Source organism: Mycobacterium sp. 852002-50816_SCH5313054-b (assembly GCF_001667185.1).
Classification (GTDB): domain Bacteria; phylum Actinomycetota; class Actinomycetes; order Mycobacteriales; family Mycobacteriaceae; genus Mycobacterium.
On the sequence record NZ_LZIC01000012.1, the window covers coordinates 1 to 13,531 of the forward strand.

15 protein-coding genes are annotated in these 13,531 nt (G+C 67.5%); 4 read left to right on the forward strand and 11 right to left on the reverse strand.

From position 1 onward, the window contains the following. The 4 genes from A5787_RS01400 to A5787_RS01415 all read right to left on the reverse strand — a co-directional run. The coding region (locus A5787_RS01400; protein ID WP_197506936.1) for a class I SAM-dependent methyltransferase at window positions 1-257 on the reverse strand (257 nt) is incomplete at its 3' end. A gap of 86 nt (window positions 258-343) precedes the next feature. Then, complete coding sequence (locus A5787_RS01405; RefSeq protein ID WP_066917690.1) at window positions 344-1,201, reverse strand: 3-hydroxybutyryl-CoA dehydrogenase; 858 nt, start codon at window positions 1,199-1,201, stop codon at window positions 344-346. An 86-nt stretch (window positions 1,202-1,287) separates the two neighbouring features. Next, the gene (gene aceA, locus A5787_RS01410) at window positions 1,288-2,574 is read right to left on the reverse strand and encodes an isocitrate lyase (RefSeq protein WP_066960542.1); all 1,287 of its coding nucleotides are present in this window, start codon (window positions 2,572-2,574) and stop codon (window positions 1,288-1,290) included. A gap of 277 nt (window positions 2,575-2,851) precedes the next feature. Further along, window positions 2,852-3,646 (reverse strand): acyl-[acyl-carrier-protein] thioesterase, encoded by a 795-nt coding sequence (locus A5787_RS01415; RefSeq protein WP_066960547.1) that lies wholly within the window; start codon window positions 3,644-3,646, stop codon window positions 2,852-2,854. A 161-nt stretch (window positions 3,647-3,807) separates the two neighbouring features. Between A5787_RS01415 and ramB the strand changes: the two genes are divergently transcribed. Continuing rightward, window positions 3,808-5,223, forward strand: a complete 1,416-nt coding sequence (gene ramB, locus A5787_RS01420; RefSeq protein ID WP_066960548.1) for an acetate metabolism transcriptional regulator RamB — start codon at window positions 3,808-3,810, stop codon at window positions 5,221-5,223. A gap of 65 nt (window positions 5,224-5,288) precedes the next feature. Then, window positions 5,289-5,786: a carboxymuconolactone decarboxylase family protein gene (locus tag A5787_RS01425; RefSeq protein ID WP_156763711.1), complete on the forward strand. Its 498-nt coding sequence runs from the start codon at window positions 5,289-5,291 to the stop codon at window positions 5,784-5,786. On the opposite strand, the gene A5787_RS01430 is transcribed toward A5787_RS01425, so the two are convergent. Genes A5787_RS01430 through A5787_RS01455 form a run of 6 tightly spaced genes read right to left on the reverse strand, consistent with a single transcriptional unit; the run spans window position 5,777 to window position 10,276 of the window. Continuing rightward, a complete protein-coding gene (locus tag A5787_RS01430) occupies window positions 5,777-6,052 on the reverse strand; it encodes a hypothetical protein (protein ID WP_066960550.1) in 276 nt (91 codons plus the stop codon). The genes A5787_RS01425 and A5787_RS01430 overlap by 10 nt on opposite strands. Before the next feature lie 5 nt (window positions 6,053-6,057). Continuing rightward, complete coding sequence (lpdA, locus tag A5787_RS01435; RefSeq protein WP_066960552.1) at window positions 6,058-7,452, reverse strand: dihydrolipoyl dehydrogenase; 1,395 nt, start codon at window positions 7,450-7,452, stop codon at window positions 6,058-6,060. A gap of 18 nt (window positions 7,453-7,470) precedes the next feature. Next, on the reverse strand, window positions 7,471-7,983 hold the full coding sequence (locus A5787_RS01440) for a hypothetical protein (protein WP_066960554.1): 513 nt from the start codon (window positions 7,981-7,983) through the stop codon (window positions 7,471-7,473). Continuing rightward, window positions 7,976-8,254: a putative holin gene (locus A5787_RS01445; RefSeq protein WP_066960555.1), complete on the reverse strand. Its 279-nt coding sequence runs from the start codon at window positions 8,252-8,254 to the stop codon at window positions 7,976-7,978. Before A5787_RS01445 ends, A5787_RS01440 begins: the two co-directional genes overlap by 8 nt. 19 nt (window positions 8,255-8,273) lie before the next feature. Then, window positions 8,274-8,753: a DUF779 domain-containing protein gene (locus A5787_RS01450; protein WP_066960557.1), complete on the reverse strand. Its 480-nt coding sequence runs from the start codon at window positions 8,751-8,753 to the stop codon at window positions 8,274-8,276. Further along, the gene (locus A5787_RS01455; protein WP_066960558.1) at window positions 8,753-10,276 is read right to left on the reverse strand and encodes an aldehyde dehydrogenase family protein; all 1,524 of its coding nucleotides are present in this window, start codon (window positions 10,274-10,276) and stop codon (window positions 8,753-8,755) included. Before A5787_RS01455 ends, A5787_RS01450 begins: the two co-directional genes overlap by 1 nt. A gap of 58 nt (window positions 10,277-10,334) precedes the next feature. Between A5787_RS01455 and A5787_RS01460 the strand changes: the two genes are divergently transcribed. Then, on the forward strand, window positions 10,335-12,347 hold the full coding sequence (locus A5787_RS01460; RefSeq protein ID WP_066960561.1) for a prolyl oligopeptidase family protein: 2,013 nt from the start codon (window positions 10,335-10,337) through the stop codon (window positions 12,345-12,347). A gap of 63 nt (window positions 12,348-12,410) precedes the next feature. Beyond that, on the forward strand, window positions 12,411-12,653 hold the full coding sequence (locus A5787_RS01465) for a hypothetical protein (protein WP_066960564.1): 243 nt from the start codon (window positions 12,411-12,413) through the stop codon (window positions 12,651-12,653). Here the strand turns inward: A5787_RS01465 and A5787_RS27585 are convergent. Continuing rightward, window positions 12,640-13,531: hypothetical protein (locus tag A5787_RS27585; RefSeq protein WP_066960566.1), on the reverse strand; the 892-nt coding region annotated here is incomplete at its 5' end. The genes A5787_RS01465 and A5787_RS27585 overlap by 14 nt on opposite strands.

Genomic DNA, 13,531 nt, shown 5'->3' on the forward strand with positions numbered 1-13,531 from the left:
TCGAACTTCTCGATCGCCCGTTGCAGCGCCCCGCCCCAACCGCAACCGATGTCGAGCAACGTCATGCCGGGCTCGAGGTTCAGCTTGCCCAGCGCCAGGTCAAACTTGGCGTTCTGCGCCTCCTCGAGGGTCATATCGTCGCGCTCGAAATAAGCGCAGGTGTACCCCATCGTCGGGTCTAGGAATAGCGCGAAGAACTCGTCTGAAACGTCATAGATTGATTGCGATTCTTCGTAATACGGCCTCAACGCGGTCATGGGTGCCCGATCCCTCTCGTTTGTTGAACGCGAGGATAATATCGGATCAGTGCAACGCCTGCTACTTGGGCCCGTGAATTTAGAATTTAGTACGCGTAAAATCCCTGGCCCGATTTTTTGCCCAGCCGGCCCGCCTCGACCATACGCAGCAGCAACGGCGGCGGGCCGTATTGCGGTTCTTTGAATTCCTCGAACATTTTGTCCGCGATCAGCTTGAGCGTGTCCAGGCCCACGAGGTCGGACAGCCGCAGCGGCCCCATCGGGTGCGACAGCCCGGCGACCACGGCCTTGTCGACGTCTTCGACGCTGGCAAAGCCGGCCTCCACCATCCGGATCGCCGACAGCAGATAGGGCACCAGCAGCGCGTTCACCACGAAACCGGACCGGTCGGAGCAGCGCACCACCTGCTTGCCCAGCACCGCGCCGGCGAACTCCTCGGTGCGCGCGGCCGCGGCTTCGTCGGTGACCAGCGTGCACACCAACTCGACCAGCGGCAGCACCGGGACCGGGTTGAAGAAGTGCAGGCCCAGCACGCGCTGCGGGTTCTTGGTGGCCGCGGCGATCTTCATGATGGGGATGCTCGAGGTGTTGGACGCCAGGACCGCGTCCGGATCGGTGACCACCCGGTCCAGGTCGGCGAACACCTGCGCCTTGACCGCGTCGTCCTCGATGATGGCCTCGATCACCAGCTGCCGGTCGGCCAGGTCCTTCATGTCCGTGGTGAAGGTGAGCTTGCTCAGGGCGCGGTCACGCTCCCGCTCGGTCACCTTTCCGGCGCTGACGCCGCGCTCCAGCGACTTCACGATGCGGTTGCGTCCCGCCGTGATCAGCGGCTCGGTGGTCTCGAACACGGTCACGTCGACGCCGGCGCGGACGGCGACCTCGGCGATGCCCGAGCCCATCTGCCCGGCCCCGACAACGCCCACCCGCTGGATCGCTGCCATTGCTCCTCCTTATATGCGCGAGCAGACGCAGAATCGCATCAACTGGGCTGCAGGAGTGCGACTCTGCGTCTGGTCGGCAGACTAACTCAGTGGAACTGACCCTCTTCGGTCGAACCGGTCAGCGCGGTGGTCGACGAGGTGGGGTCGACCGTGGTGGCGATCCGGTCGAAGTAACCGGCGCCGACCTCGCGCTGGTGCTTGGTCGCGGTGTAGCCACGCTCCTCGGCGGCGAACTCGCGCTCCTGCAACTCGACGTAGGCGCTCATCTGGTTGCGGGCGTAGCCGTAGGCCAGGTCGAACATCGAGTAGTTCAGCGCGTGGAAGCCGGCCAGCGTGATGAACTGGAACTTGAATCCCATTGCGGCAAGCTCCTTTTGGAACTTGGCGATGGTTCCGTCGTCCAGGTGCTTGCGCCAGTTGAACGACGGCGAGCAGTTGTACGCCAGCATCTGGTCCGGGTACTCCGCCTTGACCGACTCGGAGAACGTGCGCGCCAGCTCGAGGTCGGGGGTGCCGGTCTCCATCCAGATCAGGTCGGCGAACGGGGCGTAGGCCTTGGCCCGCGCGATGCAGGGCTCGATGCCGTTCTTGGTCCGGTAGAAACCTTCGCGGGTGCGCTCGCCGGTGATGAAGGGCTGGTCGCGCTCGTCGACGTCGGACGTGATGAGCGTGGCGGCCTCGGCGTCGGTGCGAGCGATCACCACGGTCGGGACGCCGCAGACGTCGGCGGCCAGACGGGCCGAGGTGAGCGTGCGGATGTGCTGCTGGGTCGGGATCAGCACCTTGCCGCCCAGGTGACCGCACTTCTTCTCCGAGGCCAGCTGGTCTTCCCAGTGCGAACCCGCGACACCGGCGGCGATCATGGCCTTCTGCAGTTCGAAGACGTTGAGCGCGCCGCCGAAGCCGGCCTCGCCGTCGGCGACGATCGGCGCCAGCCAGTTCTCCACCGACCGGTCGCCCTCGACCTTGGCGATCTGGTCGGCGCGCAGCAGCGCGTTGTTGATCCGGCGGACCACCTGCGGCACCGAGTTGGCCGGGTACAGGCTCTGGTCGGGGTAGGTGTGGCCGGACAGGTTGGCGTCACCGGCTACCTGCCACCCGGACAGGTAGATGGCCTTCAGGCCGGCGCGCACCTGCTGGACGGCCTGGTTGCCGGTCAGCGCACCCAGCGCGTTGACCCACTCCAGGTCGTGCAGCTCTTCCCACAACACCTCCGCGCCGCGACGGGCCAGGGTGTTTTCCTCGACGACGGTGCCTTGCAGCGCGACGACGTCCTCGGCGGTGTAGGTGCGCGTGACGCCCTTCCACCGCGGGTTGGTGTCCCAGTCGTGCTGGATCTGCTCGGCGCTCTTGGGGGTGCCAACGACAGACATTGGGCTTACTCCTTAACGGTTCTTTGCTAATCGCTAAACGTCCACGCCACCCGCTGTCGGGCGGTAGCTAGGGGCTCAACTTCACTGGCGTGCTAACTCGAAGATGGCACAGCTTGTTCCTGCAGGTCCAGCCGTTTCATTTGCCAATTTCGGCAACGACTCCGCACGATTTTGCAAATCCTGCAAAGATGAACATGAACTTAACCGTTTCAGAAGCTACCGGTCAGTAACCGGGTTTACGCAGGTCAGACCGAAAATTGGCGGGACTGCCGCTGCGCTACAGAGCGAAGATCGCGGCGACGGCTTTCGTCTCGTCGCCGACGGCATATGTGAGCGTTGTAACAGGCCGGTCGACCAGGTTGGGACCGAACTGATCCGTCGAGCCGGCCGGGTGGATGTGCGAGATGATCTCCAGCTTGTCCCCCAGCGCGACCGGCGCCTCGTGCTCGATCGTGGTGCGCAGCGGCCACCGCAGCAGGTCGGGGTGCGAGGCCAGGTAGTCCTCGATCACGCTCCAATACACCGAGTTGTTCATGTGGTCGAACAGGTCGATGTCGGTCACCCGGACCGGGAACTCGTGGATCTCGGTGGCGTCGTCGCGGCTGCCGGGCTTCAGGTAGCCCTTCCACCGCAATCGCTCCACGGACGTGGTCTTGTGCAGGCCCGCCAGGAAGTCATCCGCGATGCGCGACGGCATCTGGGTTTCCCGGTTGATGTTGATCCAGAACGCCTCGGATTCGATGAGGCCGCCCTTGCGGCCGTCGATGCGAACCCGCATCTCGCACCACCGGTTCGAGGTGCCCGAGCACCAGCGCCGACACCGCAGCATGTCCTGGAACTCGATCGGGCGGATCAGGTCGACCATGGTGCGCCGGACGATCCACAGCGGATGGGTCTCCTCGAAGCCCATCTCGCGCAGCTGGTCCTGGCCGATGTCCTGGATGTGTCGGCAGGCGCCGTCCAGCCGCAGCCGGCCGGTGCGGTCGATGTCGCCCACCCGCAGCGGCCATTCGCGACCGAATACATCGGGATGGCCGTCGGGCACCGGCATCATTGTCTTGTCCAGGCTCACGGCTTGTCTCCCCGTTCCCTCCGTGTCGGTATCCCAGGTTAACCCCGGCCCCCGCCGCGAATGATGCCAAAACGCGTCTTGCGAACACCAATCGCGACCGGATCGCGCCGGGATGCCAACTCTGCGAACCATGACTTCGCAGCGCCCGGTACCCTCCTTGGGTGGCCAAAACCTTCGTCGGCTCCCGCGTTCGCCAGCTCCGCAACGAGCGCGGGTTTTCCCAGGCGGCGCTGGCCCAGATGCTGGAGATCTCGCCCAGCTACCTCAACCAGATCGAGCACGACGTTCGCCCCCTGACGGTGGCCGTGCTGCTCCGCATCACCGAGGTGTTCGGGGTGGACGCGACCTTCTTCGCCTCCCAGGACGACACCCGGCTGGTCGCCGAGCTGCGCGAGGTGACCATGGACCGCGACCTGGACATCGACGTCGAACCCACCGAAGTGGCCGAGATGGTCAGCGCTCATCCCGTCCTGGCCCGCGCCGTGGTCAACCTGCACCGGCGCTACCGGATCACCACCGCGCAGCTGGCCGCCGCCACCGAGGAGCGGTACTCCGACGGCAGCGGCACCGGGTCGATCACCATGCCGCACGAGGAGGTGCGCGACTACTTCTACCAACGCCAGAACTACCTGCACGAGCTGGACACCGCCGCCGAGGATCTCACCATCAAGATGCGATTGCACCACGGCGACCTCGCCCGCGAATTGACCCGCCGGCTCACCGAGGTGCACGGGGTGCACATCACCCGGCGCATCGATTTGGGGGACACCGTCCTGCACCGCTTCGACCCCAACAGCAAGGCGCTGGAGATCAGCAATCACCTCTCCTCGGGTCAGCAGGTGTTCAAGCTGGCCGCCGAACTGGCCTACCTGGAGTTCGGCGACCTGATCGACAGCCTGGTCGCCGAGGGCAAGTTCACCAGCGAGGAGTCGCACACGCTGGCCCGGCTGGGCCTGGCCAACTACTTCGCCGCGGCCGCGGTGCTGCCCTACCGCCAGTTCCACGACGTGGCCGAGAATTTCCGCTACGACGTCGAGCGGTTGTCGTCGTTCTACTCGGTGAGCTACGAGACCATCGCACATCGGCTTTCGACGTTGCAGCGGCCGTCGATGCGCGGGGTGCCGTTCTCGTTCGTCCGGGTGGACCGTGCCGGCAACATGTCAAAGCGCCAGTCCGCCACCGGTTTTCACTTCTCTTCCAGCGGCGGGACGTGCCCGCTGTGGAACGTCTACGAAACCTTCGCCAACCCGGGCAAGATCCTGGTGCAGATCGCCCAGATGCCCGACGGGCGCAACTACATGTGGGTGGCCCGCACCGTGGAGCGCCGCGCCGCGCGGTATGGTCAGCCCGGTAAAACCTTCGCGATCGGGCTGGGCTGCGAGCTCCGCCACGCTCATCGGCTCGTCTACTCGGAAGGACTCGACTTGTCCGGGGATATCGCCACACCGATCGGCGCCGGTTGCCGTGTCTGCGAACGCGACAACTGCCCGCAGCGGGCGTTCCCGGCCCTGGGGCGCGCACTGGATCTCGACGAGCACCGCAGCACCGTGTCGCCGTACCTGGTGAAGCAACCGTGACCGCGGATCGGGACGGTCGCATCCCGTCGGGCCGGTTGCGGGAACTGGGGCCGATCAACTGGGTGATGGCGAAGGCCGCCGCGCGCCGGATGCGGGTTCCGGAGATGCACCTGTTCACCACCCTGGGCCAGCGCCAGGTGCTGTTCTGGACCTGGTCGATGTACAGCGGACGGCTGCTGCGGGGCCGACTGCCGGCGATCGACACCGAGTTGGTGATTCTGCGGGTCGCGCACGTGCGCGGCTGCGAATACGAGTTGCAGCACCATCGCGGGATGGCGCGAAACCAGGGCCTGGACGACGATTTGCAGGCCGCGATCTTCGCCTGGCCCGAGACGCTGGAGCGGGTCGAGGCGCGCTTGACCGTGCGGCAGCAGGCGCTGCTGGCGGCCACCGACGAGTTCCTCACGCAGCGCACCGTCACCGACGACACCTGGCGGCAGCTGGCGACACACCTGGATCGGCGCCAGCTCATCGAATTCTGCTTGCTGGCAAGCCAATACGACGGCCTGGCCGCGACCATGTCGGCGCTGGCCATCCCGTTGGACAGGCCGAGTCAGAAGTAGACGTCGGCCAGCACGGCCAGCGTCAGGGCCACCGGCAGCAGGGGCAGGCCGAAACCGAACGCCGACCACGCGTACCTCTTGCGCCGGCGCTGCAGCGACGCCCACAGGGTGGCGCAGACCGCCAGCGCGAGCGACAGCAGCAACACCGTCGGGGCCCACCGGCCCACCGCCGCGTTGTCGTCGGCGATCGAAAAGGCCGCCAGCCACAGGACATAACCGGTGGCAACGCCGCCGATGACGCCAACTACGGTGTCGCTGCGAATCATCGACTTCAGAAGTTGATCATGTGGCCGGTCAAGCCGTGGAAGCATTCCTGCAGCGCCTCCGACATGGTCGGGTGGGTGTGCACGTTGCGGGCCAGCTCGGTGGCGGTCAGGTCCCACTTCTGCGCCAGCGTCAGCTCGGGCAGCAACTCGGACACGTCGTGGCCGATCAGGTGACCGCCCAGCAGCTCGCCGTACTTGCCGTCGGCCACCAGCTTGACGAACCCGCTGGGGTCGCCCAGGCCGTGGGCCTTGCCGTTGGCGGTGAACGGGAACTTGGCCACCACGACGTCGTAGCCCTCGTCGCGGGCCTGCTCCTCGGTGAGCCCGAAGCTGGCGACCTGCGGCTGGCAGAACGTCGCGCGCGGCAGCATGCGGTAGTCGCCGAGGGCCAAAGTCTCTGCGCCGGCGATGGTTTCGGCCGCGACGACGCCCATCGCCTCGGCGACGTGGGCCAGCATCAGCCGCCCGGTGACGTCGCCGATCGCGTAGATGTGGTCGACGTTGGTGCGCATGTAGTCGGTGATGCCGATCGCCTTGCGCTCGGTCAGCGCGACCCCGGCCGCCTCCAGCCCGTAGCCCTCGACGTTGGGCGCAAAACCGATGGCCTGCAACACTTTCGCGGCCTTGAGCTCCTGGGCGTTGCCGTCCTTGCTGACCGCCACCGTCACCTCGGCGCCGTTGTCGTTGATCGACTCGACCTTGGTTCCGGTGAGGATCTTGATGCCCAGCTTCTTGAACTGCTTCTCGATCTCCTTGGAGACCTCGGCGTCCTCGTTGGGCAGCGCGCGCGGCAAGAACTCCACGATGGTCACGTCGACCCCGTAGTTCTTCAGCACGTAGCCGAACTCCATGCCGATCGCCCCGGCCCCGGCGATGACGATTGACTCCGGCAGCTCCCGGGACAGGATCTGTTCCTCGTAGGTCACCACGTTGGCCGACAGCGACGTGCCCGGGACCAGCCGGGTGCTGCTGCCGGTGGCGATGATGACGTTGTCGAACGTGAGGCTCTCGGTGCCGCCGTCGTTGAGATCCACCGACAGGGTGTGGGGGTCGGTGAACCGGCCGTACCCGTGAATCTCGGTGATCTTGTTCTTCTTCATCAGGAAGTGCACGCCGGCGACGCGGCCGTCGGCCACCTTGCGGCTGCGGTCGAAGGCGATGCCGTAATCGAACGTCGCGTCGCCGCTCATCCCAAAGGTCTTGGCCTCTTTGGTGAAGATGTGGACCAGCTCGGCGTTGCGCAGCAACGCCTTGGACGGAATGCAGCCGACGTTGAGGCAGACCCCGCCCCAGTACTTCGACTCGACGATTGCGGTGTTCAGGCCCAGCTGCGCGGCGCGAATGGCCGCGACATATCCCCCGGGACCGGCCCCGAGGACGACGACGTCGTAGTGAGTCACGAGCCCTACCCTAGTGGGCTAATACGGGATGACGCCGATCAGGCAGTGGCCCGTGCGCTCGCAGAAGTAGTAGCCGTACAGGGGCGCGGCGGCCGCGACGGACGCGAACGGGCCCGACATCACCGCGAGCGCCAGCGCCGAGAGCAGAGCCCTGCCCTGCGCCATCGCCAGCATCACGCCGCCCACGACGCACGCCACCACGTACACCAGCACCGCGAACGTCGTGTCCGTCTTGTCGATCGAGTGATACCACCAGTAGAACAGCCCGAGCCCGACCACGGCGGACACCATCCACACGCCGAACAGCACCAGGACCAGCTGCCACCACTTCAGGTACAGGTAACGACCGGGAACGGTGACCGGCTGCACCGGCACGCCGCCCGCTTCGTCCTCCGCGGTCTCGGCCGCCGCGGGCGCCTCGGGCTTGGCGGGCCGCTCGGGCTCCTCCGGCGCCGGCTGTGAGCCGGTGTCGTCCTCGTCGTCGAAGTCCGGCACCCACGACTGCGTCCCGGTGTCCTCGTCGTCAGCCACCGGCGGCCACCTGCAGCGCGAGGAGGGCGCCGAACCAGCCCGGCGCGAGCGACAGGACGAACGCGCCCACCATGGTGACCCAGCGCCGCCCGGAAAACAGGATCGTCAGCAGCCCGGTCACGCTGGGAATCCCGAGCACCAGCGCGATGACGACGTCCGGGCGCACCCTGGCGTGCACCATGACGCTGAGCGCGACACCGGTCAACATCCCGACCGCGCAGCCGATCAGCATGGCGCTGGCCAGCACCCAAGGACGCGGAAGCGGGATCACGCTGACGAGGTTAGCGCGGTCATCGACCGCCGGGCCCGCACGTTTCCGGCGCGGCCGCGTCGCCGAGCGCCACCACCGGGCCGTGCTCCGACGGGCGCTCGCCACGCTCGTAGGCGGCCCCGGTGATCACCCCTGCGCCCCGCAGCGCGGCGTTCTCGTCGTCGGTGAAGACGCGCCCGCGGCTGAGGAACCGCACGCCCTCGGGCGCCTCCAGGCTGAACCCGCCGCCGCGGCCCGGCACCACGTCGATGACGAGCTGGGTGTGCTTCCAGACCTCGTACTGCGGGCCGGAAATCCACACCGGCACCCCGTCCGCGACGTCGAGGACGCCGAGCAACACGTCGCGGTCGCCGACCAGGAAGTCGCCGCGCGGGTAGCACATCGGCGACGAACCGTCGCAGCAGCCGCCGGACTGGTGGAACATCACCGGCCCGTGGCGCTCCTGCAGCCGCGCCAGCAGTTCGGCGGCGGCGGGGGTGATGACGGCACCCGGGACCATCAGAAGAATCCCTGCGCCTTCTCGGAGTAGGACACCAGCAGGTTCTTGGTCTGCTGATAGTGGTCGAGCATCATCTTGTGGTTCTCCCGGCCGATGCCGGACTGCTTGTAGCCACCGAACGCGGCGTGCGCGGGATAGGCGTGGTAGCAGTTGACCCACACCCGGCCGGCCTGGATGTCGCGCCCGGCCCGGTAGGCGGTGTTGCCGTCGCGGCTCCACACCCCCGCGCCCAGGCCGTAGAGCGTGTCGTTGGCGATCGACATCGCGTCGTCGTAGTCGGAGAACGACGTCACCGCCACCACCGGCCCGAAGATCTCCTCCTGGAAGATCCGCATCTTGTTGTTGCCGGCGAAGATCGTCGGCTGCATGTAGTAGCCGCCGGACAGCTCGCCGCCCAGCTCGGCGCGCTCGCCGCCGGTGATGATCTTGGCGCCCTCACCCTTGCCGATTTCGATGTAGGACAAGATTTTTTCCAGCTGGTCGTTGGAGGCCTGCGAGCCCAGCATGGTCTGGATGTCCAGCGGGTCGCCCTGCCGCACCGCCTTGGTGCGGATCGCGGCCAGCTCCAGGAACTCGTCGTAGATGTCGGCCTGGATCAGGCTGCGCGACGGGCAGGTGCACACCTCGCCCTGATTGAGGGCGAACATGGTGAAGCCCTCCAGCGCCTTGTCCTGGAAGTCGTCGGCCCGGGCCAGCACGTCGGAGAAGAAGACGTTGGGGCTCTTGCCGCCGAGCTCCAGCGTCACCGGGATCAGGTTCTGCGAGGCGTACTGCATGATGAGCCGCCCGGTGGTGGTCTCCCCGGTGAACGCGATCTTGGCGATCCGGTTGCTCGACGCCAGCGGCTTGCCGGCCTCGGCGCCAAACCCGTTGACGACGTTGACAACTCCGGCCGGCACCAGATCGCCGATCAACGACATCAGGTAGAGCACCGACGCCGGCGTCTGCTCGGCGGGCTTGAGCACCACCGCGTTGCCGGCCGCCAGCGCGGGCGCCATCTTCCAGGCGGCCATCAGGATGGGGAAGTTCCACGGGATGATCTGTCCCACCACCCCGAGCGGCTCATGGAAGTGATACGCGACGGTGTCCTCGTCGACCTGCGACAGCGAACCCTCCTGCGCGCGGATCGCCGCGGCGAAGTAGCGGAAATGGTCGGCGGCCAGCGGGATGTCGGCGGCCAGCGCCTCGCGGACCGGCTTGCCGTTGTCCCAGACCTCTGCCACCGCCAGCGCGGCCTTGTTCTCCTCGATCCGGTCGGCGATCTTGTTCAGGACGGCCGCCCGCTCGGCCGGCGCGGTCTTGCCCCACGCCGGAGCCGCCGCATGCGCGGCGTCGAGCGCCTTGTCGATGTCGGCCTCGTCGGAGCGGGGTACCTCGCAGAACGTCTGGCCGGTCACCGGCGTCGGGTTTTCGAAATAGCGGCCGCCCACCGGCGCGACCCACTGGCCGCCGATGAAGTTCCCGTACCGGGATTCGTACGACATCAACGCCCCGGCAGACCCCGGACGTGCGAAAACAGTCATCTGCCGTCTCCTCGTTCTCTGCTCGTGTAATACACCTCACACTACCGCCGGGGCCAGAATGGCTCCCATGACGCCTGAAGACCCCTACCTGTGGCTCGAGGACATCACCGCCGACGAGGCGCTGGACTGGGTGCGGGCGCACAACGAACCCACCCTGGCGAAGTTCGGCGGCGCCGAGTTCGAGCGGATGCGCGCCGAGGCGCTCGAGGTGCTCGACACCGACGCGCGGATTCCCTATGCGGTGCGCCGCGGCGAGCACCTCTACAACTTCTGGCGCGATGCCGCCAACCCGCGGGGCCTGTGGCGGCGCACCACGCTGGACAGTTACCGCACCGACTCCCCGGAGTGGGACGTGCTGATCGACGTGGACGAGCTGGGTCGAACCGACGACACCAACTGGGTGTGGGCGGGCGCCGGCGTCATCGAACCCGACCACACCCGCGGCCTGATCCGCCTCTCCCGCGGGGGCTCGGACGCATCCATCGTGCGCGAATTCGACATGGCCACACGCGAATTCGTTGCCGACGGGTTCCTCTTGGCCGAGGCCAAGTCGCAGGTCGCCTGGGCCGATCCGGACACCGTGCTGGTCGGCACCGACTTCGGCGCCGGCTCCCTCACCGACTCCGGCTACCCGCGCGTGATCAAGCGATGGCGCCGGGGCACCCCGTTGACCGACGCCGAACTCGTCTTCGAGGGCGCCCGATCCGATGTCAGCGTCTCGGCGTCGGCGGACCGCACGCCCGGCTTCGAACGGACCTTTCTGGGCCGAGCGCTCGACTTCTGGAACGAAGAACTCTACGAGTTGCGCGGCCGTGAGCTGATCCGCATCGACGCGCCCACCGACGCGACCCTGTCGATTCACCGCGAGTGGATCCTCATCGAGCTGCGCACCGACTGGTATACCGGCAGCGCGACCTACCCGGCGGGTTCGCTGCTGGCCGCCGGCTACGACGAATTCCTGGACGGCACAGCCGAATTGACGGTGGTCTTCGAGCCCGACGAGCACACGGCCCTGAACCACTACGCCTGGACGAAGGACCGCCTGTTGATCGTCACGCTGGCAGACGTGGCCAGCCGCGTGGAGATCGTCACCCCGGGCCGGTGGCGGCGCGAACCCGTCGCGGGCATCCCGGCCGCGACCAACACCGTCGTCGTCGCCGCCGACGACACCGGCGACGAGTTCTTCCTCGATTCCAGCGGATTCGTCACACCCTCGCGGCTGATGCGCGGCGCCACAGGTGCGCGGCTCGAGCCGATCAAATCCGCCCCGGGGTTCTTCGACTCCGAAAAGCTCTCGGTGGACCAGCATTTCGTCGCATCGACGGATGGCACCGCGGTCCCGTACTTCGTCGTGCGGCGCGGCGACGCGGACGGCCCGGGCCCCACCCTGCTGAGCGGCTACGGCGGATTCGAAACCGCCAACACACCGGCCTACAGCGGCGTGCTGGGCCGGCTGTGGCTGGCGCGCGGCGGCACCTACGTGCTGGCCAACATCCGCGGCGGCGGCGAGTACGGGCCCGGGTGGCACACCCAGGCGATGCGCGAGGGCCGGCACAAGGTCGCCGAGGACTTCGCCGCGGTGGCAACCGATCTGGTGGACCGCGGCATCACGACAGTCGAGCAGCTGGGCGCGCGCGGCGGCAGCAACGGCGGGCTGCTGATCGGCATCATGCTCACGCAGTACCCGGAAAAGTTCGGCGCGCTGGTCTGCGACGTGCCGCTGCTGGACATGAAGCGCTACCACCTGCTGTTGGCCGGGGCGTCGTGGATGGCCGAGTACGGCGACCCGGACAACCCCGACGACTGGGCGTTCATCTCCGAATACTCGCCGTACCAGAACGTTTCGGCGACCCGCCGCTACCCGCCCGTGCTGATGACCACGTCCACCCGCGACGACCGGGTCCATCCGGGGCACGCCCGCAAGATGACGGCCGCCCTTCAGGCCGCCGGCCAAGAGGTCTGGTACTACGAGAACATCGAGGGCGGGCACGCCGGCGCGGCCGACAACGAGCAGGTCGCGTTCAAGTCGGCGCTCAGCTACTCGTTCCTCTGGCGGATGCTGAACCCCTGACGCCGGGCTCAGCCGTTAAGCTCGATGGTGATGTAGCGGACGTTGTCGAGGAAGGCGTGGATCATGAGAGCACCGAGGTTCTTCGGCTTGGCCACATTGACGGCCGTCGCCCCGATCGTGATTCTCCTCGGCAGCGGCCCGGCGCATGCCGACACCGATCTCGGCAAGCCATGCGCGCCGGAAGGCGCGAAAGTGTGGGGGAACCCCGGCCCGATCTACTGCGCGCGCCAGGCGGACGGCCAGACGCAGTGGGTGTCCATTCCCGTCGACGCCATGTGCGTGGCGTTCTGCGTCAATCACCCCTAGCGTCGGCGGCGGTCGGATCCGCGCGCCGTCTCGGGCGACTGATCGTCCAGGCGAGTAGGCCCGCCCCTATCGTGAGCCCCGCGTAGCCCAGCGCCGAGGGCCACCAGGGGGCGGTGGACGGCGCGGGTTCCCTGAGAGCGGTCAGCGCCACCAGGAAGCTGCCGTTGTCGGTTGGCCCCGCCCCCGGTAACGATTGGGTCCTGGTGACCCTGATCTGCGTGGCGCTGGTGGGATCGTTGACCTGCCCCCAGGCCAGGGTGGAGTCGTTGAGCAGGAAGGTGTCCTGGCTGCCCGCCGGTTGGCCGGCGTCGTGGCCGACCACCTCCACCTGACCGACCTCGACCGTCTGGTTGTCGGCGGCGACGAGGGCGGAGACGTGCTCGTAGACGTCCGGGGGCGCCGGCGGGGTGTAGGTCGGCGGCGGCGGGCCGTCCGAACCCGCCGGCGGTATCGAGGCCCCGCCGTAGAAGCTGCCCGACGCCACGTGGCTGTCGCCGACCGCGGTGAACGGGACCAGGCCAACGGTGGCGACATCGAGCACGATCCGGCCGCCGGCCGGCACGAACGCCTCCCGATAGGCGCCGTCGTAGAAGTAGCGGAAGGTCACGGCCTCACTGAGCGGGTTGTACAGAACCGGGCGGTGGTTGTCGTCGTAGTCGACGTAGTCCCAGTGCCGGGGGCGAACCAGTTCCTGGTTGTCGGCCTTGACCACCTCGACGTTGCCGCGGTGGGCGTCGACCACGTTCTGCACTTGCTGATGGAAGTCGTACACCCGGCTGGGCGGCTCGAGCGGGCTGGCAGGGTTGATCCGCGTCAGCGGTGCGGCCTTGGCATCCGCGATCGCCTGCGGCGGCGCGTCGAGCCCCTTCGGCGGTGCC